The sequence below is a fragment of the Cryobacterium flavum genome, assembly GCF_900103805.1.
GTDB lineage: Bacteria > Actinomycetota > Actinomycetes > Actinomycetales > Microbacteriaceae > Cryobacterium > Cryobacterium flavum.
In genome coordinates this window covers 171,646-194,038 of sequence record NZ_FNIB01000007.1, presented here as the reverse complement: position 1 = coordinate 194,038, position 22,393 = coordinate 171,646, and the positions used below count along the sequence as shown (strand labels likewise).

Sequence of the window (22,393 nt, the reverse complement as noted above, 5' to 3'; positions counted from 1 at the left end):
GTAAGTACTAGACCTCGGTCGAAGCGTCTGTGCTGTCGGAGGCCGCAGCGCGACCCTCGGTGTCAGCAGCCTCTTCGAGTACCGGGGCGAGCGAGAGCTTTCCACGGTCATCAATCTTCGTGATTTCCACGAGAACCTTCTGGCCGACGCCGAGCACGTCTTCGACGTTCTCCACGCGCTTGCCACCAGCAAGTTTACGCACCTCAGAGATGTGCAGCAGACCGTCCTTGCCCGGGAGCAGAGAAACGAAGGCACCGAACGCGGCGATCTTGACGACGGTTCCGAGGAACTGCTCGCCAACCTCGGGGTTGGTCGGGTTCGCGATGGCGTTGACCTGGGCGCGTGCGGCCTCAGCCGACGGTCCATCAACGGCACCGATGTACACGGTGCCGTCTTCCTCGATCGAGATGTCGGCACCGGTGGTGTCCTGGATCGAGTTGATCGTCTTGCCCTTCGGGCCGATCAGCTCGCCGATCTTGTCAACGGGGATCTGCACGCTGATGACGCGCGGCGCGGTGGGCGCCATCTCGTCGGGAGCGTCGATCGCCGCGTTCAGCACGGAGAGGATCGTGGTGCGGGCATCCTTCGCCTGCGTCAGCGCGCCGGCCAAAACCGAGGCGGGGATGCCGTCGAGCTTGGTGTCGAGCTGGATCGCGGTGATGAATTCGCTCGTGCCGGCGACCTTGAAGTCCATGTCGCCGAGGGCGTCTTCGGCGCCGAGGATGTCGGTTAGTGCCGCATAACGGGTCTGACCGTCGACGGTGTCGCTGATCAGGCCCATGGCGATACCGGCGACCGGGGCGCGCAGCGGCACTCCGGCGTTCAGCAGGGACAGGGTGGAGGCGCAGACGGAACCCATCGAGGTGGATCCGTTGGAGCTGAGCGCCTCGGAAACCTGACGGATGGCGTAGGGGAATTCCTCACGCGTCGGCAGCACGGGAACCAGGGCACGCTCAGCGAGCGCTCCGTGGCCGATCTCGCGACGCTTCGGCGTTCCGACGCGACCGGTTTCACCGGTCGAGTAGGGCGGGAAGTTGTAGTTGTGCATGTAGCGCTTCTTGGTGACCGGGCTCAGCGAGTCGATCGACTGCTCGAGCTTGAGCATGTTCAAGGTGGTGACGCCCAGGATCTGGGTTTCGCCGCGCTGGAAGATGGCCGAGCCGTGTACGCGTGGGATGACCGCAACCTCGGCGTCGAGCGGACGGATGTCTGCCAGCCCACGACCGTCGATGCGGATGCCCTCGTTGAGCACGCGTGAGCGCACAACGAGCTTGGTGACCGACTTGTAGGCCGCGTTGACCTGGTTGTTGGCGCTCGCGTCGAGCTCGCCGGCGTCGACCTTGGCCGCGATGGCGGTCTTGACGGATGCCTTGAGCGCGTCGTCGGCGTTCTGACGTTCGACCTTGTCGGCGATCGTGTAGACCGTCCCCAGCTGGTCGTACGACAGCGCCGCGACGGCGTCGTAGGTGGCCGGCTGGTAGGGCGGGAACAGGGCGAAGTCCGCGGTGGGCTTGGCGGCGGCATCCGCTACCTGCTGCTGCGCGAAGACGAGCTGCTTGATGAAGGGCTTGGAAGCCTCGATGCCCTGGGCAACGACCGCTTCGTTCGGCGCGATGGCGCCACCCTTGATCAGGTTCCAGGCGGCGTCGGTGGCTTCGGCCTCGATCATCATGATCGCGACGTCCTGCACTCCGGCGGCGTCCGTTACAACGCGGCCGGCGACGACCATGCTGAACACGGCATCATCCAGCTGCGAGTGCTTCGGGAAGGCAACCCACTGGCCGCCACCGTTCTCGTCGGGAATGAGGGCAACGCGAACGCCACCGATCGGTCCGGAGAACGGCAGGCCGGCGAGCTGGGTCGACATGGAGGCCGCGTTGATCGCGAGCACGTCGTACAGTTCGTCGGGCTCGATGGCCAGAACGGTGATGACGACCTGGATCTCGTTGCGGAGACCGTCGACGAAAGACGGGCGCAGCGGGCGGTCGATCAGGCGGCAGGTGAGGATCGCGTCGGTCGAGGGACGACCTTCACGACGGAAGAAGCTGCCCGGGATGCGACCGGCGGCGTACATACGCTCTTCAACGTCGATAGTGAGCGGGAAGAAGTCGAAGTTGTCCTTCGGCTGCTTGCTGACGCTCGTGGCGGAGAGCAGCATCGTCTCTTCGTCAATGTAGGCGGCGGCAGAACCCTGCGCCTGCTGGGCGAGACGCCCGGTTTCAAAGCGGATGGTGCGCTTGCCGTACTTGCCGTTATCGATAACGGTTTCGGCGAACGTGATTTCTGGACCCTCCATGTGGGGGTTTTCTCCTTTAAGTTTGCTTCTCGCCATGCTGGCGACGAAGGCTCGCGTGCCCGTATGACAGGCGAGTGGGACGAGGAGCTCGACCAGGCAGGACTAAGCCGCGTTTCAACAATCTCTGTGTAAACACTGTCGTTTTGCTGGCCACCAGTAGAAATTCACCAGAAGCTGCGCGCCTGAAATACGCGAGTCTGGGAAACCACCACCGAGGACCAGCTTCCTGCCAGTTGCGCTCCGGTTGCTCGACCGCTTCCGAAGAAGGACCGACACCAAGCTTATCAGACACAGAATCGACCCCGAACTGGTGCCACCAAGTCGGCGGGCACGGTCGGAGTCTCGGGCAGAGTGATAGGGACTGAAATGAGGGTGCGACGGTGCAGGGACTCAGACGACTGCTGGTTGTCGGAATCATGCGCGCCTGGATGGAATTCATTCGCCAGGACAGCGCGAGCGTTCCGCGCCCCACCGGCACCCCCGAGGCGCACGCACCCGGGGCCAACAGCGATCGTGTGCTCATTCTCGGCAGCGGCCCGGCTTCGGGCTGGGGCGTCAGCAGCCACGACCTTGCCCTTCCCGGGTCACTGGCCCGTGCGCTATCGGCTCGAACGGGGTGCGGTGCCGACGTGACGCTGGTCGCCGACCCTTTTGGGAGTCTGGAAGGACTTCCGAATCTGCTGGCGGGACACGCCCTGGGCCGGTTCCAGGCGGTCGTCGTCTTCGTCGGTGTCAACGACGCGGTGACGCTCACCTCGGAAAAGTCGTGGGAACGAAACATGGGCCGACTGCTCCGGTCCCTGGAGCGGGACACTCTCGACAGCACGAACATCTACGTCATGGGCATTCAGCCGATTCGAACGGTCCCCGTATTTGATAGCCTGTTGGGTTCCGTCGCCAACACGCACGCACGACGGCTGAACGTGCGGACGGAACGGGTCTGCCGAACCGTGCCGCATTCGGTCTATCTTCCCCTGACCGATAACGCCTTCATAGTCTCGGGCCGGTACCTTAATTCGACGGATTACCGGTTATGGGGAGAGTTTCTCGCCGACGAAATGGCCGCTCGACTCGATCTGGTCCGCGACCGCCACGGGTCGAACATGGTCAGTCCGGTGCAGATCACAGCGCCGCCCGAAGTCGAAGCCGGTGTGGAATCACACCTGCGAGAGACCCGCTATGATCCTGTCCTCGCGTTGGCGCAACAGTCCTTCGGTACCGAGTCCGCGGCCTTCGTGCTTCGCGACCATTCCGGGTTGCGAGTGGTGGCAAGTGTTGGGCCCACGGGTGTCAATCCGGCGAGATCCGATTCAATGTCGGCGACGGTCGTTATCCAGCCGGGAGCACTCGTCGTGGGCGATACCGAGACAGACGAGCGTTTTCGCGGCAAGCCCTACGTAACGGGTCCGCCGTTCATGCGATTTTTCGCGGGTTTTCCGATCGAATCACCATCGGGTGAACGAATCGGAATTCTGTGCGTGTTCGACCCAAAACCACGCAGTCGTGCGGATACTGACATCGTGCTCCTGCGGCAACTGGCCCTCATAATTCAGCACGAACTGCAGGCGATCAGATCGTAAAGGCATCACGCCAGGCCAGGCCAGCGACGGTCTCCTTGGCTGGCCGATACTCCAGGCCGATCCATCCGTCATAACGAAGAGTGCGCAGTTCGGCAAAGAACGAATTCCAGCCGATCTCGCCGGTGCCCGGCTCAGTCCGGCTGGGCGGGTCGGCGATCTGCACGTGGGCAACGTGCTGAAAGAGATTGCGCAGGCGGCTGATCACATCGCCCTGCTGCACCTGGGCGTGGTAGACGTCATAGAGGATTCCGAGGGACTCGCTGCCGATGGCTTCAACGACCGAAGCGGCCTGCTCTACGGACTCGAGCACGAATCCGGGAGCATCTCCCTGATTCAAAGCTTCGAGCACGAGGATGACGTCGGTCGACGCCGCCTGCTCGGCCGCCCAGGCCAGGTTGGTGACATAGGTCGCGAATGCGCGATCCCACCGCACACCCTCGGGCACGAGGCCGCCCATGACGTGGATGCGCGTCGCACCGAGACCAGTGGCGTATTCCAAGGATCGGGAGATGCCATCGCGGAATTCGCCAACCGCGTCAGGCAGGCAGGCGTAGCCGAACCTCGTCAGAGAGCAGCTCGCACCCGCTGGCGTATTGATCAGCACCTGGTGCAACCCGGCGTCCGCCAAGCACCGGCGCAACTGCGCGAGTGGAAAGTCGTAGGGGTTCGCGTATTCGACGCCGGCGAAACCGGCCGCGGCCGCGGCATCGAAGCGTTCCAGAAACGGTCGTTCCGTGAAGAGCCATTTGAGGTTCGCGTCCAGGCGGAGCGGAATGAGTTCGCGCATGGTTTGTTCTCCGTCGACAGTCATCTGCGGATGCAACTTGCCACTAAACGGCGCGAAGACCGCTACGTTCGTAGGCGGCGCGGGCGACGTCACCGTTCAAGAATTCCAGCAACGCCAGCGCCTCCGGCTTCGCCGCCGCCGCGTTGCTCAGGGCTGCTGCGAATTCGGTGAGGTGTTGGACCTCGTCGGGGAATGGTCCGACAATGGCAATTCCGGGCACGAAGGCGAGCTCGCTGAGCTGCTGCACCGCGAGATCAGCACGGCCGTCACGGACGGCCACGCCGGTAAACCCCTTCGCGAGTGGCGTGGCTCTGGCATCCACTTCAGCGGCTATGCCGAGTCGCTCGATCAGGGTGCGAAAGTAGATGCCGCTCTGACCGGCCTGAGAGTAGGCGACCGAACGGGCGTTGCGCAGTGCGCTGGTGAGCGCCGGCACGGTAGAGATATCGGGTTTGTCGGCACCGTCGGCCACGCCGATTCCGATGCCGGTCGTCACCAGGGGGACGACGGTTGAGGGGTCGATGACACCGTCGGCCGCCAGACTCGCGAGGGCCGGGGTAGCGACGATGACAATGTCCGGCCGCTCGCCGGCCGCGAAGCGGCGTTGCAGTTCGGTGGTCGGGTCGAAGTGGGCATCGATCGCTATGCCTGTTTCAGTCGTGAACGCGGCGAAGATTTCGGCCTCGAGGGCCTTCTGAGTCGCCAAGCCGCTGAACAGTACGACGCTCGGTTTCGTGTCGATCGGGTTGCTCATGATAGACATCCTGCCGTCGTTGGTGGAACTTCTGGCCGAGCGAGAACATATTGCCGACGCACTCCAACTATAGGGGCAGTTTGTATCCTATAGCGGCTTGGAGGAGTCGACCGGAGTGTTACTGGCGGCCGCACGCTGCTTGATGCCGAGCACGGAGTGGCTGCGTCCGTAAGCGAAGTACACGATGAAGCCCACGACCAACCAGACCGCGAAACGCACCCAGGTGAGGGTCGTGAGATTCAGCATCAACCAGATGCACAGCACGGCAGAGAGAATCGGGAGCACCGGTGAAAACGGTACCTTGAAGGCGCGCGGCAGGTCGGGGCGCTTCTTGCGCAGCACGACCACGGCGATGCTGACCAGCACGAATGCCGACAGTGTGCCGATATTGATCATTTCTTCGAGCACACCCACGTCGGTGAGGCCGGCGATCACAGCGACGGCGGCGCCGGAGATAATCTGAATGCGCGCCGGAGTGCGGCGTTTCTCGCTCGTCACGCTCAGCCAACGCGGCAGCAGGCCGTCGCGGCTCATCGCGAACAGCACCCGGGAGAGGCCGAGCAGCAGCACCATGATCACCGTCGTGAGACCGACCAGGATTCCAATAGAGATGACCTGGGCAGCCCAGCCGGCACCGACAGCGACGAAGGCCGTGGCGAGGGATGCGTTCGGGTCGTCGGCCAGCACCGTGTACGGCACCATCCCGGTGAGCACGAGACTCACGCCGAGGTAGAGCACCGTGACGATGGCGAGCCCCGCGAAGATGCCACGCGGCAGAGTCTTCTGCGGGTTCTTGACCTCTTCGGCGCTCGTGGCCACGACGTCGAAACCGATGAACGCGAAGAACACCAGGGACGCACCGGCGAGCAGGCCGAACAGGCCGTACTGGGCGGGAGCTGCACCGGTCATGAAGGAGAACAAGGACTGCATCCAGACATCACCATCGCCGCCCGTCGTGGGCACCTCGGCTGGAATGAACGGGCTGTAGTTTGCCGTGTTGATGAAGAAGGCGCCGACGATAATGACGAAGACGACGATGGCGACCTTGATGATCGTGAACACGCTCGCGACCCGGGCCGACAGCTGGGTGCCGAGCACGAGCAGCGTGGTGAAGATCGCGACGATGACGAAGGCGCCCCAGCTGACGTCCAGGCCGAGCACCGGGATCGTGGCCGGGACGTTCCAGCCGGCCAGGTCGAACACTGTGCTCAGGTAGATACCCCAGTATTTCGCGATTACTGCGGCCGCGGTGAGCATCTCCAGGATGAGGTCCCAGCCGATAATCCAGGCCAGCAACTCTCCGAGGGTGGCGTAGGTGAAGGTATAGGCGGAGCCGGCGACGGGCACGGCCGAGGCGAATTCGGCGTAACACATGATCGCCAGCGCGCAGGTGAACGCCGCCAGCAGAAAGGCCAGGGTGACCGAGGGCCCGGCGTAGCTGCCGGCGGCCTTGGCGCCGACCGAGAAAATTCCCGCTCCGACGGCCACGGCGACACCCATGATCATGAGGTCCCAGGTACCGAGGGTGCGTTTAAGGCTGTGGCCCTTCTCCAGCGAGTCTGCTATCGAATCTTCAATACTCTTGGTGCGCCAGAGACTCATGCGTTGTGGTATCCGTTCGTTATTGCCAACCCCTTATGCTAGCAACCCCGTTCTACCCCCGTCTGGCGCTTGGCTGCGGCGGAGCAGCATGAGGGGAGAGCGCCAGGCGTGGGCAGAGTGTCACGGCCTCGTCGGCCGCCGACAGCAGGTGCGGGGGCACGGGGGCGTCGGATCCGCTGCCCGTTTGACGCAAATTGCCCAGTGCGAGCGGGTAGCCCCAGTCGTCACGCCCGAATGCACGCTCCTTGAGTGTTGCATTCGGGTATACACAACGGGCCGCCACCTACAAGGTGACGGCCCGTTGAGAAGAAGTTCGCGTTGTCAACGCTGCTTCGCTACGTGCAGTTGAGCTGCACGGTAATTAGCGACGCAGGCCGAGGCTGCCGATCAGTGTGCGGTACCGAGTGATGTCGATGTCCGACAGGTAACCGAGCAGACGGCGACGCTGACCAACCATGAGAAGCAGGCCACGACGTGAGTGGTGGTCGTGCTTGTGCTCTTTCAGGTGCTCGGTGAGGTCGAGAATGCGTTGCGTGAGCATTGCAATCTGAACTTCCGGGGACCCGGTGTCGCCTGGGTGGGTAGCGTACTTTTCGATGATCGCCTTCTTAGCATCTGGTTCGAGTGCCATAAAGTGGGATCCCCTTTCTCTCACTGCGCGGTGCCCTTGGCCAAATGCCTGAGCTCTCTTTATCCGCGGCCGTTGAACGGCAACCTTCATACTTTAGCAGAGTGGTCGGCCGACGCGGTCACGCTGCGGGAATTGTCGGCGATGAGCGGGTCTGTCCCCTCCCCCGGCTACCGCTACAGTGGTGGAATAATCGAGGAGGTGCACGTATGGGTACATTGCTTTACGGCAATCCGGGCATCGTGATCACCTTCGACGATCGCGCCCTCATGCACTTGCAGATCGTGATCAGTACCAAGCTGCGCCGGCGCGAAAGTTTTGTGTTCACCTGGACCGATTCCGCCGACGTCGGCAGCGGCCGGAGCGCGATCTGGCTCGACCCCACGAGCACGCTCTACTACCGGTATTTCGGCAGCCGAATCCCGTCGATCAATCGGGACTGGATCGAAGCGCTCATGCTCTCGGCCAACAGCGCCGGCGGACTGGTCTTCATCGCAGAGCCCGACCCGACGGCACCCCTCCCGGAGAAAACACGCCGCTAGCTCAGCCCGCGAGCTCGCCGAGCACGTCTTCGAGGGCGTGCAGAAAATGGTCGGCGCTGGCGACGGTGAGGCAGAGCGGCGGCTTGATCTTAAGCACGTTCTTGAAGTCGCCGGTGGGCTGCACGATGACGCCCCGCAACAGCAATTCGTCACAGAGCCGGGCGGCCACGGCGGTGGCTGGCGTGAAATCGACCCGGTCGAGCACCAGTTCGACGCCGAGGTAGAGCCCCATGCCGTAGACCGCGCCGACCAGGTCGAACCGTTCGCCGAGCTGTTCCAGCCCCCGCTTGAGGTGCCCGCCGACGACCTCGGCATTGCCTTGCAGGCCCTCATCGCGCATGATGTCGAGCACGGTCAGGCCGATGCGGCAACTGAGCGGGCTGCCGCCGGCCGAAGAGAAGAACGGTCCCTCCAGGGCGAAGCGATCGGCTATGTCGCGGCGGGTGATGACCGCGCCGAGCGGATGCCCGTTGCCCATCGCCTTCGCGATGGTGATGATGTCGGGAACCACGTTCTGCTGTTCAGTACCCCAGAAGTGGTGACCGAGGCGCGCGTAGCTCACCTGCACCTCGTCGGCGATGCAGAGCCCGCCGCGGGCGCGAACCTTCTCGTAGACGCCGGTCAGGTAGCCGTCGGGCAGCAGCACTCCGCCGGCGTTGCCGAACACCGGTTCGGCAATGAATGCGGCGACGCTGTGGCCCTCGTCGTCGAGGGCGGCGAGGTCGCCATCGAGGTCATTCAGGTACTGCGGCGCCGATTGCATGCCCCGATACTTGCCGCGCACGGCGTTCGGCGCCTCGACCAGATGCACCCAGTTTGGCCGGGTCTGAAGGGCCTTGGGGTTGTCGGCGACCGAGGAGGAGACGGCATCCGCTGCCATCGACCAGCCGTGGTACGCCTCCCGCACCGAGAGTACGGTGTCATGGCCGGTGTACGTGAGCGCCAGGCGCAGCGCGAGGTCCACGGCCTCGGTGCCACTGTTGACCAGAAAGACGGTGTCGAGCGGGTCCGGCGCGAGCTCGGCAAGTCGTTCGGTGAAGCGCACGAGCTCGTCGTAGTGAAAACGCGAGTTGGTGTTCAGCAGCGACCACTGGCTTCGGGCTGCTTCGGCAATGCGTGGGTGTCCGTGGCCGACGGTCGTGACATTGTTGACCATGTCGACGTAGCTCTGCCCGTGCATGTCGATCAGGTGGTGCTTCCAGCCGCGCTCGATCTGCGGCGGGGCCGCGTAGTAGTGCTCCTGCACGCGCGCGAACGACGCATCACGGCGCTCAAGCAGCGCGGCCGGGTCGGCGAGTGGTCGGGCCGTCTCCAGCCCGATCAGGGCTGAGGGGTCGGGGCAGACCCGCTGCCATTGCGCGGCACCCGAGGGTGCGACGAAAAATGGCGGGCGGATGCCGCGCAGCCGGCTGGCCTGCACGGTCACCCGGGCGCCGGTCGTTCCGAGGCCGGATCCGGCCTGAATCCGCTGGCCGTCGAGCCCTCCCCCGTGAACCCCGGTCAGCCACAGGTCGTAATCTGCGCCCTCGAGCCGCACGGTGTCGGCATCCACCACCACGATGGTCCCGTCGATCGGCGCTGTCACCGGGCTGCCGGCCGGTAGATACATCTCGACCCCGAGGGCCAGGGTGACCGACTCCTCGGCCGTGTCGATGCGGGTCTGCGACAGGCGATACTCGCCGTAGCGGGTGACTGCGTGCCCTGAGCGGGCGGCGGCATCCGCTGCCACGCGCCCGTCAATGCCGGGTTCGAGCCAGATTCCAGCGTCGAACGCTGCGCTGGTGACCGACAGATCGATGATCGCACCGGGGTCGACGGTGCCCGCCAGGGGGTGATCAGTGGCCACGATCGGCGCCGGCTCGCCGGTCACCACGAAACGGATGAGGGCCTCGAGCACTGCGCCGCCTTGCTCCGCCGCGGTGGCAAACGCGAGCCACTCGCGAGAGCGGTTGGCGTCGGCGTAGTCGTTATCGTGATCGAGGTGCACCTGCTGCTCGCCGCTCACCACGAGCACCGCGGTGCGCAGCACGATCAGCGGCCAGAGGGCGGCGAGTTCGGTGTCGGTGAGCGGCACCCTCTGGGTGAACGCCTCGATTGCGTCGAGGACGGCGAGCGGATGCCGCGGACTGCGATACAGCACGCAGGCGCAGGTCGCGGCGAGTTCGGCGACGAGCCAGCCCTGGGCCACGTCCCCGAAGTCGATCACTCCGGTGATCGTCTCGGCGTCGGTGCGGCTGACCACGTTGTCGTCGGTCAGGTCACCGTGGATGGTCTGAACGCGCAGGTCGGTCGCGACGCGGTCGACCTGCTGCCGTGCGACCTCGGTTACGGTGCGGAGCCGTTCGCGGCGCACGTCGTCGTCAACGTAGCCGAGGAGGGCATCGATGACCTCCCCGCCGCGCCGCAGATCCCACTGTGACAAGCGGTCCGTTCCCGGGTGTTCGAAGTCGGCGAGGCCCTGAACCAGGCGTCCGGCCACGTCACCGAGCCCGCGAATCTGCCCGACCGACAGACGCACGGCATCGGTCAGCGGATGCCCGTCGACGTAGGTCAACAGGCGCAGGTTAAGGTTCTGCCCGTCGATCGTGACACGCTGCACCTCGCCTCCATCGATCCCGGCTATCACGGCTGGCAGGTCGAGACCCAGGTTGCCGAGGTGCCCCAGGTTGGCGAGGTGCCCCAGGGCAGCGTTCTGGGCCTCGAGCTCCACCGTCAAGATGGCCGGGTTGGCGACTTTGAGAACGAGGGAACCGGCATCCGTTTCGATCCGAAAATTGCGGTCCTGATTACTGCCGAGCTCGGTGACAACGCCCGCCACTCCGAACCGGTCCCGGGCCAGCTCGGTCGCCTGCTCGGGCGTCAGGCGCGGGCGCGGCAGGTGATAGGGGCTCTGCTCGGTCATGGTTCTCCAGTCATGCAGGGGGCAGCGGTGGCACGAGCAGGGTTGAACGGATGCCGGTCAGCGCTTTAGCACGCGACGCTTCGGCGGCATGGCGCGCGGGGCATCCGGGGTGTTCCAGGCCTTGGCGATGGCCCAGGTGACGGCCGCGATCGGCACCGAGAGCACGGCGCCGACGATGCCGCCGAGAATGGTTCCGGCGGTCAACCCGACCAAAATCACCAGCGGATGCAGCTTGAGGGACTGCGCCATGACGACCGGCTGCAGAAAGTTTCCCTCGAGCTGGTTGACCGCGATCACGATGATGATGACGATGAGCGCGACGCCCGGACCGCTCGCGACGAGGGCCACCAGGGCGGCGAGCACGCCGGCCGCGGTCGCGCCGATCAGCGGAATGAACGCGCCGAGGAACACGATGACCGCCAGTGGCAGAGCCAGCGGAACCTGCAAAATGGCCAGGCCGATACCGATCGCCGTGGCATCGACAGCGGCGACGATGGCGGTGCCGCGCACGTAACCGCCGAGCACGCGCAGCGAGGTGTGGCCAATGCGGCGTCCGCGGGCGAGCCGCTCGCCCTTGAACGGCGTGAGGAAGAAGTTCCAGATCTGGCCGCCATCCTTGAGGAAGAAGAACAGAATGACCACGAGCAGCACCGCGCCGGTGATCAGTTCGAACACAGCGGATGCCCCGGCGAGCGCCCCGGTACCGAACTGGCTGCTGGTGAGAAAGTCCACGACGGCGGTGCGCGCCGTGTCGATCTGCTTCTCATCGACCTGGATCGGTCCGTCGATCAGGAACTGCTGAAGATGGTCGATGCCCTCCGAGGCCGAGGAGAACAGCTCGTTCCACTGGTCACGCACCGCCAAAACGATGAGGGTGATGATTCCGCCGAAGACGACGATGCCGCCGAGCAGGGTGATCCAGGTGGCGAGGATGGCGGCGACTCCGCGCTTGCGTAGCCCGTTGATCACCGGGCTGAGCGCTGAGGCGAGGATGATCGCGATCAAAACCGGGATGACGACGAGCTTCAGCTGCACCAGGCCGAAGACGACCACGGAGGCCAGCAGGATGACGAGCAGAATCTGGCCGCTGCGCAGGCCGAGCCACCCGAGCCGATCAGTCAGCGGGGTGCGGGGAACGATGGGCCTGGGGTCGTCGTGTGCGCGCATGAAACCAGCCTAGACATCCGCTGGCCGGAAACCCCGATCGACCGCCCTCTTTGGCCGATTCAGTTCAGGGTTGCCGCGACCGTATCGAGGATGGATTCGTCGCCGGCGTAGATGCCGTGCTCGCGTGGCCAATGGCTGATCACGTCGGTGAAACCGAGCTCGGCGGCCCGGCCGACGGCATCCTCAAACGCGTTCATGCTCTGCAGGGAGTATGTTCCGCCGCTGTCGAGTGAGAGGTAACGGTCAATCGTGGCGGGGTCGCGGCCGGCTCCGCTGACGACGTCGTCGAGGCGCATGGTCAGGCCGCGCACACTGGTCCACCATTCTTCTCCCTCGACACCGTCCTGTCCGGTGGTCACCCAGCCCTGCCCGAAACGGCTGACCAGCCCGAGACCCCTCGGCCCGTTGGCCGCGATCAGGAACGGTACGCGGGAGCGTGCCGGGGCGCTGGCAGCGGAGTGCACCATACGGGCGTTGTGGGCGGTATACCACTCGCCGGTGAAACTGATTCCGTCAGTGGAGCCCGGTTCTTCGCCGCGTAACAGCAGGTCGAGGTCCGTGATGAATTCGGCGAACCGTGCGTGACGTTCACGGGGGGTGTACTCCGGCTGGCCGAGCACGCTCGCGTCAAAACCGGTGCCGCCCGACCCGATGCCGAGCAGAAACCGCCCACCCGAGACGTCGTCGACCGTTGCGACATCTTTAGCGAATGGCACCGGATGCCGAGAGTTCGGCGACGAGACAAAGGTGCCCAGTGCTATCCGTTCGGTCACGGCCGCAGCGGCGGTGAGGGTGGGGATGGTCGCGTTCCACGGCTCGTCAGCGAGCGAGCGCCAGGACAGATGGTCGTAGGTGAAGGCGTGGTCGAAGCCGTACTGCTCGGCGCCGAGCCATTTTCTGCGGGCGACCGGCCACGGGTCCTGGGGAAGAATGACGATTCCAAAGCGCATGAGGCGAGTCTATTCAGCGTGACCAAAACGCGCGGTTGCAATGTCGGCGGCCGGTGCCAGACTCTGCACATGGACACTCGCGAGCTCCACACCACGTGCACGATCGTTCCGCCCTACCTGCTGGTGCGGCTGGCGAAACTTGATGATCCCCGATTTGCGCAGGCCGCGGCGGCCGCCCGGGCCTCGCTGCTGCGGGACTCGCAGATTCGCCAGTTGCGGGGCGGGGCGCATCCGTTTCCCTACTCGGGGGCGCGCACGCTGCCGGCTCGAACCCCCGGTGAGTCTGACCGCACCATTTCGGATGCCGGTGGCCAGGAACGCCTGCCGGGTCGCCGGGTGCGCGCCGAGGGCCAGCCTGCTGGCACCGACCCGGCCACGAACGAGGCGTACGACGGGCTCGGTGCCACCCAGAACCTGTTCTGGACGCAGTTCGGGCGCGACAGCATCGACGGCAACGGACTGCCCATGGATGCGACCGTGCACTACGGCAAGCAGTACGACAACGCCTTTTGGGATGGCGAACGTATGGTGTTCGGCGATGGTGATGGGCAGGTCTTCACTCGCTTCACGATTTCGCCCAGCGTGATCGGGCACGAACTCACCCACGGAGTCACCCAGTTCACCGCCAATCTCACCTACCAGGGCCAGTCGGGGGCGCTCAACGAATCCATCTCCGACGTGTTCGGTGCCCTGGTCGAGCAGCACGTCAAGAACCAATCGACGGCCGATGCCAGCTGGTTGATCGGGGAAGGGCTGTTCACCGACCAGGTGGAGGGCGTCGCCCTGCGTTCAATGAAAGCGCCAGGTACCGCATACAACGACGATGTGCTCGGCAAAGATCCGCAGCCAGACACCATGGCCGGGTACGTCGAAACCGAGGACGACAACGGTGGAGTGCACCTCAATTCAGGCATTCCCAACCGGGCGTTCTATCTGGTCGCCGATGCCCTCGGCGGCAACGCCTGGGAGACGCCGGGCCACATTTGGTACGAGACTCTCACCGGCGGTGCGCTGGCCAGCACGAGCGATTTCGTGGCGTTTGCCGCGGCCACGGCCGATACCGCGGCGCGTCTCTACGGCAATGGCGGTGCCGCCCACGACGCGGTAATGCGCGCGTGGGCGACGGTGGGCGTGGTGGCGGCGATTCCGTCGCCGCTTCCCCAGCAACCAGCCCCGCCACCACCCCCGAGCCGGCCAGGCGTACCCCGGCCACCGGAGTAGCATCGCGGTATGAAAGTCATCGTCTCCCGCAGCGGCGGGACGGCGGGTATCCGCCTGACCTGGGAAGTGCGAGTTGAAGAACAGCCCGACCCGAATACCTGGGCTGAGTTCCTGAACTCCCTGCCCTGGGACGACGTCACCGACAGCGAGGCCACCCCCGACCGGTTCGCTTACCGCATTCGGTGCGCCCCGCACGAGGTGGTGCTCGCCGAACCCCAGGTGAACGGGCCGTGGCGTGATCTGGTCAACCGGGTCAGGGCAGCCAACGGCATGTAGCGGCTGCCCGTCCCACACCCTGTCCCGGTTCAGGCCTCTGGCCTCAGGCCTTCGGGCGACGACCCCACCGCGGTCGGCGGGCCGGATCGTCGGTCAGCGCTGCCTCGATGTGGCCGTCGACCTGCTCACCGAAGTGGTCGTCGAAGTTCTCCTCGAGGTGCGCGGTGACGGTCTTGCCGATGCGGCGGGCCATTTCCTCCCGGCGTTGACGGCGTTCGGCAGCCACCAGAACCTCGTGCTCGATGCGGAACGCCTTGTAAATGGCAATACACATACCGATCATGACGATGCTCACCGGAATAGCGGTCAGAATCGCGCCGGTCTGCAGGGCGGCCAGTCCGCCAGCCAACAGCAGGGCGATAGCCACGAGCCCGCCGAGGCTGGCCCACATGATGCGGCTCCACTTGGGCGGATTGGTGTCTCCGCCAGAGGCCAGCATGTCGATGACGAGTGAACCCGAGTCGGCCGAGGTGATGAAGAAGATCGCGATGACGATGACCGCGATCACCGAGAGGATCACGCCAAACGGCAGGGTGCCCAGAAAGTTGAACAGTACGTTCTCGGGGATGATGCCGACCTTGGGGTCGAACAGACCACCGCCGTCGCCCTCCCAGGCCTGACGGATGGCGCTGCCGCCCATGACCGCGAACCAGACGAATGTGACCAAGGTCGGAACGAGCAGCACGCCGGCGATGAACTGGCGAACCGTGCGTCCACGGGAGATGCGCGCGATGAACACGCCCACGAACGGTGCCCAGGAGATCCACCAGCCCCAGTAGAAGACGGTCCAGGCGCCCTGGAAGTCGAGGCCGGCCTGGCCGGTGAATGCTCCGGTGTCGAAGGTGAGTCCGACCACGTTCTGAAAGTAGCCGCCGACCGATTGCACCAGCAGACGCAGCAGGTACATTGTGGGGCCGAGCAGCAGCACGGCCACGAGCAGCAGGCCGGCCATGCCGAGGTTGATGTTGGAGAGCCACTTGATGCCCTTGCCGACGCCGCTGACCACAGAGGCCGTTGCGATGATGGTAATCACGACGATCAAAACCACGAGCAGGGTATTGGTGACGTCGCCGACGACACCGAGGTAGCTGAGGCCTGCGGCGATCTGCTTGACCCCGAGGCCGAGGGAGGTCGCGACACCGAACAGGGTACCCACGATGGCGATCACGTCGATTACGTCACCGAGACGACCCTTGACCCGTTTGGTACCGAGAAGCGGCTCCAGTGCCCAGCGGATCGAAACCGGACGCCCCTTGCGGTGGATCGAATAGGCCAGGGCCAGGCCGACAACGGCGTAGATGGCCCAGGCGTGGAATCCCCAGTGCAGGAAGGTCTGCGACATCGCGGCGGAGGCGAGATCTGCGGAATCGCCGGTCACCCCGGGCTTGGGTGTCGTGAAGAAGGTGAGCGGTTCTGAGGCGCCCCAGAAGACCAGGCCGATACCCATCCCGGCAGCGAAGAGCATCGAGAACCAGCTCGTCAGACCGAATTCGGGTTCGTCATCGTCTTTGCCGAGCTTGATGTCGCCGAAGCGGCTGAGGCCCATCCAGATGGCGAAGACCACAAACGCCGCCACGATGACGACATAGTACGGGCCGAGGCCGGCCACCACCCAACCCTGCAGCAGGGCAAGAACGCTGCCCGTGCGCACCGGAAAAGCGATGGCCACGATGACGACGGCCAGAATGATGCCGAGTGCGGGATAAAACACTCGAGGTGCCGGAACGACGAATCGACGGGATTTGGGTGGACTGCTGTTCGGCGTTTTCGCCGGTACTTCGGGTAGTGCACTCACGGTGGAACTTTCTCAAAGAAATAGTTTGCGGCACACGGCAATTTAACTGTGGACTAAGCCGCTCTGGCACCGCCAGGTACCTGCCCCGCTGGGCAAATTTCCAGCTTACAGGTAAACCACCCTGCATTGGGGGCAATATGTTTTCGGTGCCAGGTCTGCCTGCCAGCGTGCAAAACGCGCTTCTCCGGCTCGCCCTGAGGCTCGGGGCGTGTGACGATGGACCATGACTTTCAACGACGTGAACGCGGCTGCATCGGCCGTGCAGAATCTCAGCGAAGAGGAATGCTGGAATGCCTTACTGTCGGCCAGTCTGGGCCGCCTCGCCGTGGCCGTCGGTGGCATCCCGGATATTTTTCCGGTCAATTTTGTGGCCGCCGACCGGCACCTGCTGTTTCGCACCGCGTCCGGCACCAAACTGATCGAGCTCACGGTCAACAACCGAGTCGCGTTCGAAACGGACGGCGTGGGTCGCGACGACGCGTGGAGCGTCGTCGTGCACGGAACAGCCAGAGCGCTCAACACCCAGCGGGAGATCGACGACGCCGCCGCCCTGCCGTTACGGCCGCTGATCCCCACGGTCAAGCCGGTGTTCGTCGAGATCGTGCCGGAGTCGATCACCGGACGGCGCTTTCTACTCGGCCCGGAACCAACGGCGGCTTTGCTCTAGCCTTAGCACGTTAGCGTTAACGAGCGCCCCTCACCACGAACCGGGGCAAACAGGAGTGCCGTGCCCGCCATGCTCAATCTCACGGTGCACGTGAAGCCTGGAAGCCGCAAAGGCCCGCTCGTGGTGGACGACCCGGAGAGTACGCCGGAACACGCATCCGTTACGGTCTTTCTGCAGCAGCGAGCCGTGGAGGGCGCCGCGAACGACGCCCTCGTGGCTCTGCTGGCCAAGCACTTCAAGGTGGCTAAACGCGACGTGAGCATCATCCGCGGTCACACCTCGAAGATCAAACACCTGCGCATCAACCGCTCGTAATCAGGGTCGAACGACTCAGCTCACGCCGAGCAGGTCGATCACGAAGATCAGGGTCTGGCCGGACAGTCGGTGTCCGGAACCGGCCGGTCCGTAGGCGAGGTGCGGGGGTACAACGAGCTTGCGACGGCCGCCGACCTTCATGCCGGGAATACCTTCCTGCCAGCCGGCGATGAGTGAGCGCAGCGGAAAGTTGATCGACTGGCCGCGGTTCCAGGACGAGTCGAACTCGTCGCCGGACGCAAACTCGACGCCGAGGTAGTGCACATCGACGGTAACGCCGGCGGTAGCCTCGGCACCGTCACCGACGACGACATCGGTGATCTTGAGTTGTTCGGGCGCAGCGCCCTCCGGGAAGTCAATTTCGGGCTTGGAATTCAAATCAGTCATACCCCCATCCAACCGGATCGCGCGCAGAAATGCACACCGGCGACCCACCTGGCAGGTCGAAAAAAATAATGCTTGCGCCGGACCGCTCGCGGGTGCACTCTTGGTGTACACGAACTCGTCGCATCGGGAGAGTCGTCGGCACCGCCACACCACCGAAGCGGCGAGTTTCTGTTGGTTCCGCGCCTACGGTACCGCTGGTGCCGTACCCGGCCGCACCTGCCCCAGCACATCGGCCCGATGATTCATCAACCGTCCGAGCAGGCGAGCCTCGTGGGCGTGCAGCGCCGGTGTGCTCTGGCCACGCACCAGGCGGTCACGCACCAGGCGGTCACGCACGAAGGCGAGGCGGGTCGCGTCCGCTATGAACAGGCGCATGGCAAGCTTCTTGGGTCGTTGCTGCCGTCGGCCCCAGGCGAGCGCCTGACGTCGGCCGGCGCCCGTGCCGAGCATCGAAACCTCCGCGGCGGTGAACCAGCCGGCCTGCGAATATTCGTGCAGCCGCCGCAGGGTGATGCGGGCTTCCTGCCGGCGGAGAAACACCACGACGAGAATGGCGACGATGAACAGCGGCACCTGCACGACCGCGTAGTAGATGAGCACGGAGGCATCACCGCTCAGCACAAAAGTGGAACCGTTCCACAGTGCGTGCAGCAGGATCGCGGGGATGAGGCCGAGCAGAAAATAGCCGACCGCGCCGCCCTTGCTCGCGCTGCGCCGTGCGGCCAGCCCGAGGGCGAGCCCGGTACAGATCGTGAACGTGACGTGCGCGAACGGCGAGAAGACCCCGCGCAGCAAGAACGTGATGCCGAGGCCCTGCGCGTTGCCCTCGGTCATGGCCAGGCCGAAGTATTGAATGTTCTCGGAGAACGCAAAGCCGGCCGCAATCGTCGCGGCGTAGACGACGCCGTCGACCGGGCCGTCGAAGTGCCTCCGAACCGCCCAGAACAGCACGAGAATGCCGAATCCCTTGGCGACTTCCTCCACGATCGGGGCCTGAATGACAGCAGATGCGAAATCACTCCCGGTCAGTGCCCCCGCGCTGGCCGCGATCGTGATCTGAACGCCAAGGTCGAAGAGCAGTGCGGTGACGATGGAGATGCCGGCACCCCACAGCAGGGCGAAGATGAGGGCCGGCCGCGGCTCCGGATCCCAGCGGTCGATCCAGCGCACCGCGAGCAGCACGACAGCGAGCGGCAGAAGCGCCAGGATCAGCCCGACCAGCAGGGCGCCGGCGCCGAGGAACGTAGTGAGGTACAAGAACACGGCGAGCAGGGCCAGCCCGGCGAGCACGATGCCGATCACGGCCAGTACGATCGGGCCGGCGCGAGACGGGCGTACCGGCTGGCTCCAAACCGGCTGCACCGGGGCCGGACTCTCCTGCACGGGCTGCTGCTGGGATGGCTGCTGCGGGGCTGGCTGCTGGCCCGGTGGCTGGTCGAGGCTCATTGTTCGAGAATACCGGCCCGGGCGGCCCAGCTCAGGCGGCAAACATGGTGCCGGGGTTCAGAAGACCGAGCGGGTCAAAGACCGCTTTGAGCTGGCGTTGCAGCTCGAGGCTCGTGTCGCCGATCTCATCGCGCAGCCAGCGACGTTTCAGCACGCCGACGCCATGTTCGCCGGTGAGCGTGCCGCCGAGGGCCAGTGCGGCCTGGAACATCTCGTCGGCGGCGGCCCAGATCTCGTCGGGCACCGCCGCATCCGCTTCCCCGCCACGGGGAATGACGAAGTTCGGGTGCAGGTTGCCGTCACCGGCGTGGGCGACGGTGGGGATGGGGATGCCGGTGCGGGCGCTGATCTCGGCGATCGCGGCGAACATCTCGGCCATGCGCGAGCGCGGTACGGACACGTCCTCGATCAGCACCCGGCCGAACTGCTCCAGGGCTGGGTGCATGGCGCGGCGGATGGCCAGCAGGCGGTCGCCGGAGGCAGCATCCGTTGACAGGCTGGCTTCGCCTCCTGCCGCCCGCAGCACGGCAACGGCCTGTTCGGCTTCGGCGAGCGCCGCCGGACCGTCGGTCTGCACCAGCAGGAATGCGCCGCGACCGAGCGGCAGACCGGCCGAGCCCTCAGGCCCCAGGTAGGCGGCGACTAGACCGAGCGCGACCGGGTCGATCAGTTCCATCACGGCGGGGCGGATTCGTGCGGCCGTGATCGCCGCGCTGGCTGCGGCCGCCGCCGTGACCGTGTCGAAAACCGCACCGATCGTGGCAACGGCGCCCGCCGTGAGCGCGCGCACCCGCACGGTCGCCTCAACGATGACGCCGAGGGTGCCCTCGGAGCCGGTGAGCAGCGCCGTGAGATCGTAACCGGTGACGCCCTTGACCGTGCGGTGCCCGGTGTGCAGCAGGCTGCCGTCGGCGAGTACGACGGTCAGACCGAGCACCGCCTCCCGCGTGACGCCGTACTTGGCGCAGAGCAAGCCGCCGGCGTTCGTGGCGATGTTGCCGCCGACGGTGGAGATGGCTTTGCTGGCCGGATCGGGGGCAAACCACAGGTCCTGCTTCGCGAGCTCGTCGTTGAGGTGCTGGTTGATCACTCCGGCCTCCACGACGGCGAGTTCGTCGTCGGCGTTGATTTCGAGGATGCGGGTGAGCCCGGCCACGCTCAGCACGATGGCACCGTCGGTGCCGCAGGCTCCGCCGGACAGTCCCGTTCCAGCGCCGCGGGTGACCACCGGCACCCGGCATTTGGTGGCGATGCGCAGCACGGCCTGCACGTGGGCGACCGTGGTGGCACGCACCAGGGCGAGGGGGGTACCGTCGGCGATCCAGCCGGATTTGTCGGTGCGGCTGGCCGCGAGGTCGAGTGGTGCAGTGCTGACGATGTCGCCAAGCTCGGACTGGAGGCGCAGCAGTGCGTTCATTCCCCCAGCCTATCGACGAGCACCCATGTCCGATTTCCGCTACCACCCCGCGCCCGATCGTGACAGGCTCGAGGTATGACGTCCGCCGTTTCAGCCGATCAGGTCTTCGCCGAGCGGTACCGCATAATGTGCTCGCGCGACAGTCGTTTCGACGGCCAGTTCATCACCGGCGTGCACACGACCGGCATCTACTGCCGGCCGAGCTGCCCGGCCGCAACGCCCAAACCGGGCAATGTGTCCTTCTACCTCACCGCGGCGGCCGCCCATGAGGCCGGGCTGCGAGCCTGCAAACGGTGCCTGCCCGACGCCGTGCCCGGCTCACCGGCCTGGAATCTGCGGGACGACCTCGCCGCCCGCGCGATGCGACTGATTTCTGACGGCGTGCTCGAACGCGACGGCGTGCCGGGGCTCGCCGCCAGCCTCGGCTACACTCCCCGGCATCTGACTCGGGTGTTGGTCGCCGAGCTCGGTGCCGGTCCGCTCGCCCTCGCCCGCGCGCATCGTGCGCAGACCGCACGCCTGTTGTTGCTGGGCACCGACCTGAAGATCACGGATGTGGCGTTCGCCGCCGGCTTTGGCAGTGTGCGCCAGTTCAACGACACCGTCACGGCCATCTACGAACGCACCCCCACCGAGGTGCGAGCGACCCGGCGCCCACTGCTGACGCACTCGGTCCCCGGCGTCGATCCCGCCGAAACCAGGATCACCCTGCAGCTGCCGGCCCGAACGCCGTTCGACGGCCCCGGGCTGCTGCGCTTTCTCGCAACCCGCGCCCTCCCGGGCGTCGAAACGGCCACCGCAACGAGCTACGCCCGCGCCGTGCGGCTACCGAACGGCACGGCCACCATCGACGTGACCCTGGCGGGAACGGATGCCGCCTCCGCGCTGGCCTGCAGCATCCGTCTGACCCAGCTCGCCGACCTGGCACCGCTGGTGAGCCGGGTGCGTCGACTGTTCGACCTCGATGCCGACGCACAGGCCATCGATCATCATCTGGCCGCGGACCCGGCGCTGGCCGTGTCGGTCGCCCGGGCCCCTGGCATCCGTGTACCGGGCAGTATGGACGCCGAGGAGACACTGTTCCGGGCGCTGATCGGGCAGCAGATCTCGGTCGCCGCGGCCCGCACCGCGTTGACCAGGCTGGCTGACACGCTTGGCGAACGCCTGCCCGGGGCCAAGTCTCGGCTGCTCTTTCCCACCGCGGCGCAGATCGCCGCCGGCGGCCGCGGCGTGCTGCGCGGGCCGGGCGCTCGCATCGAGACGATCCTGCGGGTCGCGGAGGCGCTGGCTTCGGGAGAATTGCAACTGTCAGCCGGGCAGACCCGCACCGAACTCGAAGCACGTCTGGTCGCGCTGCGGGGAATCGGACCGTGGACGGCCGGGTACGTGGCCATGCGCGTGCTCGGCAGTCCGGACATCCTGCTGACCAGCGACTTGGCACTGCGGCAGGGTGCCGGCCGACTCGGTCTGCCGGTTCAGGCCCGGGCTCTGGCCGCGCGCGGGGCTGACTGGGCGCCCTGGCGGAGTTACGCCGGAATGCACCTGTGGCGCGCTGCCGGTGTACCCGCTTTACCGCAGGGGGCCGTTACCTCCAAGCAGACTGACCGAGGGTTGGAGCACCTCACAGGGCAACCCGCAGGCTGAGCCGGTTAGCCTAGAAG

Annotated in this window: 19 protein-coding genes; 7 read left to right on the top strand and 12 right to left on the bottom strand. The window is 65.6% G+C overall.

The window, feature by feature from the left end; genetic code table 11:
* Nucleotides 1–7: 7 nt before the first annotated feature.
* The gene (locus tag BLS91_RS12030) at nucleotides 8–2,296 is read right to left on the bottom strand and encodes a polyribonucleotide nucleotidyltransferase (protein ID WP_092340988.1); all 2,289 of its coding nucleotides are present in this window, start codon (nucleotides 2,294–2,296) and stop codon (nucleotides 8–10) included.
* Between the two features lie 629 nt (nucleotides 2,297–2,925).
* Between BLS91_RS12030 and BLS91_RS12025 the strand changes: the two genes are divergently transcribed.
* Nucleotides 2,926–3,876 (top strand): GAF domain-containing protein, encoded by a 951-nt coding sequence (locus BLS91_RS12025; protein ID WP_159433855.1) that lies wholly within the window; start codon nucleotides 2,926–2,928, stop codon nucleotides 3,874–3,876.
* Here BLS91_RS12025 and BLS91_RS12020 read toward each other — a convergent pair.
* The 4 genes from BLS91_RS12020 to rpsO all read right to left on the bottom strand — a co-directional run bounded on the left by BLS91_RS12020 (nucleotide 3,866) and on the right by rpsO (nucleotide 7,650).
* Nucleotides 3,866–4,687, bottom strand: a complete 822-nt coding sequence (locus BLS91_RS12020; RefSeq protein ID WP_198412795.1) for a hydroxypyruvate isomerase family protein — start codon at nucleotides 4,685–4,687, stop codon at nucleotides 3,866–3,868. The two genes, BLS91_RS12025 and BLS91_RS12020, sit on opposite strands and share 11 nt — an antisense overlap.
* A 19-nt stretch (nucleotides 4,688–4,706) precedes the next feature.
* A complete protein-coding gene (locus BLS91_RS12015; RefSeq protein WP_092340986.1) occupies nucleotides 4,707–5,417 on the bottom strand; it encodes a substrate-binding domain-containing protein in 711 nt (236 codons plus the stop codon).
* Nucleotides 5,418–5,504: 87 nt separating this feature from the next.
* The gene (locus BLS91_RS12010; protein WP_092340985.1) at nucleotides 5,505–7,019 is read right to left on the bottom strand and encodes an amino acid permease; all 1,515 of its coding nucleotides are present in this window, start codon (nucleotides 7,017–7,019) and stop codon (nucleotides 5,505–5,507) included.
* A 361-nt stretch (nucleotides 7,020–7,380) separates the two neighbouring features.
* A complete protein-coding gene (gene rpsO / locus BLS91_RS12005; protein WP_092112143.1) occupies nucleotides 7,381–7,650 on the bottom strand; it encodes a 30S ribosomal protein S15 in 270 nt (89 codons plus the stop codon).
* Nucleotides 7,651–7,856: 206 nt separating this feature from the next.
* Between rpsO and BLS91_RS12000 the strand changes: the two genes are divergently transcribed.
* The gene (locus BLS91_RS12000) at nucleotides 7,857–8,189 is read left to right on the top strand and encodes a DUF7882 family protein (protein WP_092340984.1); all 333 of its coding nucleotides are present in this window, start codon (nucleotides 7,857–7,859) and stop codon (nucleotides 8,187–8,189) included.
* A gap of 1 nt (nucleotide 8,190) precedes the next feature.
* Here BLS91_RS12000 and BLS91_RS11995 read toward each other — a convergent pair whose 3' ends face one another.
* Genes BLS91_RS11995 through BLS91_RS11985 form a run of 3 tightly spaced genes read right to left on the bottom strand, consistent with a single transcriptional unit; the run spans nucleotide 8,191 to nucleotide 13,208 of the window.
* A complete protein-coding gene (locus tag BLS91_RS11995; RefSeq protein WP_092340982.1) occupies nucleotides 8,191–11,091 on the bottom strand; it encodes an aminotransferase in 2,901 nt (966 codons plus the stop codon).
* A 57-nt stretch (nucleotides 11,092–11,148) separates the two neighbouring features.
* Nucleotides 11,149–12,258, bottom strand: coding sequence for an AI-2E family transporter (locus BLS91_RS11990; protein ID WP_092340981.1), 1,110 nt, complete (start codon nucleotides 12,256–12,258; stop codon nucleotides 11,149–11,151).
* Between the two features lie 59 nt (nucleotides 12,259–12,317).
* The gene (locus BLS91_RS11985) at nucleotides 12,318–13,208 is read right to left on the bottom strand and encodes an LLM class flavin-dependent oxidoreductase (protein WP_092340980.1); all 891 of its coding nucleotides are present in this window, start codon (nucleotides 13,206–13,208) and stop codon (nucleotides 12,318–12,320) included.
* A gap of 69 nt (nucleotides 13,209–13,277) precedes the next feature.
* Between BLS91_RS11985 and BLS91_RS11980 the strand changes: the two genes are divergently transcribed.
* Entirely contained in the window at nucleotides 13,278–14,429 is a 1,152-nt protein-coding gene (locus tag BLS91_RS11980; RefSeq protein WP_092340979.1) for a M4 family metallopeptidase, read from the top strand.
* A 9-nt stretch (nucleotides 14,430–14,438) separates the two neighbouring features.
* The gene (locus BLS91_RS11975; RefSeq protein ID WP_092340977.1) at nucleotides 14,439–14,705 is read left to right on the top strand and encodes a protealysin inhibitor emfourin; all 267 of its coding nucleotides are present in this window, start codon (nucleotides 14,439–14,441) and stop codon (nucleotides 14,703–14,705) included.
* 43 nt (nucleotides 14,706–14,748) lie between these two features.
* On the opposite strand, the gene BLS91_RS11970 is transcribed toward BLS91_RS11975, so the two are convergent.
* Nucleotides 14,749–16,500: a BCCT family transporter gene (locus tag BLS91_RS11970; RefSeq protein WP_092340976.1), complete on the bottom strand. Its 1,752-nt coding sequence runs from the start codon at nucleotides 16,498–16,500 to the stop codon at nucleotides 14,749–14,751.
* Between the two features lie 223 nt (nucleotides 16,501–16,723).
* Between BLS91_RS11970 and BLS91_RS11965 the strand changes: the two genes are divergently transcribed.
* Together BLS91_RS11965 and BLS91_RS11960 are read left to right on the top strand one after the other, a co-directional pair.
* Nucleotides 16,724–17,167: a pyridoxamine 5'-phosphate oxidase family protein gene (locus BLS91_RS11965; protein WP_092340974.1), complete on the top strand. Its 444-nt coding sequence runs from the start codon at nucleotides 16,724–16,726 to the stop codon at nucleotides 17,165–17,167.
* Nucleotides 17,168–17,236: 69 nt separating this feature from the next.
* On the top strand, nucleotides 17,237–17,482 hold the full coding sequence (locus tag BLS91_RS11960; protein WP_092340973.1) for a DUF167 domain-containing protein: 246 nt from the start codon (nucleotides 17,237–17,239) through the stop codon (nucleotides 17,480–17,482).
* Nucleotides 17,483–17,497: 15 nt separating this feature from the next.
* Here BLS91_RS11960 and BLS91_RS11955 read toward each other — a convergent pair whose 3' ends face one another.
* From BLS91_RS11955 to BLS91_RS11945, 3 genes are all read right to left on the bottom strand, one after another.
* Complete coding sequence (locus tag BLS91_RS11955; RefSeq protein WP_092340971.1) at nucleotides 17,498–17,869, bottom strand: FKBP-type peptidyl-prolyl cis-trans isomerase; 372 nt, start codon at nucleotides 17,867–17,869, stop codon at nucleotides 17,498–17,500.
* Between the two features lie 183 nt (nucleotides 17,870–18,052).
* Entirely contained in the window at nucleotides 18,053–19,315 is a 1,263-nt protein-coding gene (locus BLS91_RS11950) for a PrsW family intramembrane metalloprotease (protein WP_092340970.1), read from the bottom strand.
* Nucleotides 19,316–19,346: 31 nt separating this feature from the next.
* Complete coding sequence (locus BLS91_RS11945; RefSeq protein ID WP_092340969.1) at nucleotides 19,347–20,732, bottom strand: FAD-binding oxidoreductase; 1,386 nt, start codon at nucleotides 20,730–20,732, stop codon at nucleotides 19,347–19,349.
* A gap of 75 nt (nucleotides 20,733–20,807) precedes the next feature.
* Between BLS91_RS11945 and BLS91_RS11940 the strand changes: the two genes are divergently transcribed.
* Nucleotides 20,808–22,376 (top strand): AlkA N-terminal domain-containing protein, encoded by a 1,569-nt coding sequence (locus BLS91_RS11940; protein ID WP_092340968.1) that lies wholly within the window; start codon nucleotides 20,808–20,810, stop codon nucleotides 22,374–22,376.
* Nucleotides 22,377–22,393 lie beyond the last annotated feature (17 nt).

Excerpts from the sequence above, each read along its gene's own strand:
- BLS91_RS12030 (WP_092340988.1), bottom strand. The coding sequence starts at position 2,296 with ATGGAGGGTCCAGAAATCACGTTCGCCGAAACCGTTATCGATAACGGC.
- BLS91_RS12020 (WP_198412795.1), bottom strand. The coding sequence starts at position 4,687 with ATGACTGTCGACGGAGAACAAACCATGCGCGAACTCATTCCGCTCCGC.
- BLS91_RS12015 (WP_092340986.1), bottom strand. The coding sequence starts at position 5,417 with ATGAGCAACCCGATCGACACGAAACCGAGCGTCGTACTGTTCAGCGGC.
- BLS91_RS12010 (WP_092340985.1), bottom strand. The coding sequence starts at position 7,019 with ATGAGTCTCTGGCGCACCAAGAGTATTGAAGATTCGATAGCAGACTCG.
- rpsO (WP_092112143.1), bottom strand. The coding sequence starts at position 7,650 with ATGGCACTCGAACCAGATGCTAAGAAGGCGATCATCGAAAAGTACGCT.
- BLS91_RS12000 (WP_092340984.1), top strand. The coding sequence starts at position 7,857 with ATGGGTACATTGCTTTACGGCAATCCGGGCATCGTGATCACCTTCGAC.
- BLS91_RS11995 (WP_092340982.1), bottom strand. The coding sequence starts at position 11,091 with ATGACCGAGCAGAGCCCCTATCACCTGCCGCGCCCGCGCCTGACGCCC.
- BLS91_RS11990 (WP_092340981.1), bottom strand. The coding sequence starts at position 12,258 with ATGCGCGCACACGACGACCCCAGGCCCATCGTTCCCCGCACCCCGCTG.
- BLS91_RS11985 (WP_092340980.1), bottom strand. The coding sequence starts at position 13,208 with ATGCGCTTTGGAATCGTCATTCTTCCCCAGGACCCGTGGCCGGTCGCC.
- BLS91_RS11980 (WP_092340979.1), top strand. The coding sequence starts at position 13,278 with ATGGACACTCGCGAGCTCCACACCACGTGCACGATCGTTCCGCCCTAC.
- BLS91_RS11975 (WP_092340977.1), top strand. The coding sequence starts at position 14,439 with ATGAAAGTCATCGTCTCCCGCAGCGGCGGGACGGCGGGTATCCGCCTG.
- BLS91_RS11965 (WP_092340974.1), top strand. The coding sequence starts at position 16,724 with ATGACTTTCAACGACGTGAACGCGGCTGCATCGGCCGTGCAGAATCTC.
- BLS91_RS11960 (WP_092340973.1), top strand. The coding sequence starts at position 17,237 with ATGCTCAATCTCACGGTGCACGTGAAGCCTGGAAGCCGCAAAGGCCCG.
- BLS91_RS11955 (WP_092340971.1), bottom strand. The coding sequence starts at position 17,869 with ATGACTGATTTGAATTCCAAGCCCGAAATTGACTTCCCGGAGGGCGCT.
- BLS91_RS11950 (WP_092340970.1), bottom strand. The coding sequence starts at position 19,315 with ATGAGCCTCGACCAGCCACCGGGCCAGCAGCCAGCCCCGCAGCAGCCA.
- BLS91_RS11945 (WP_092340969.1), bottom strand. The coding sequence starts at position 20,732 with ATGAACGCACTGCTGCGCCTCCAGTCCGAGCTTGGCGACATCGTCAGC.
- BLS91_RS11940 (WP_092340968.1), top strand. The coding sequence starts at position 20,808 with ATGACGTCCGCCGTTTCAGCCGATCAGGTCTTCGCCGAGCGGTACCGC.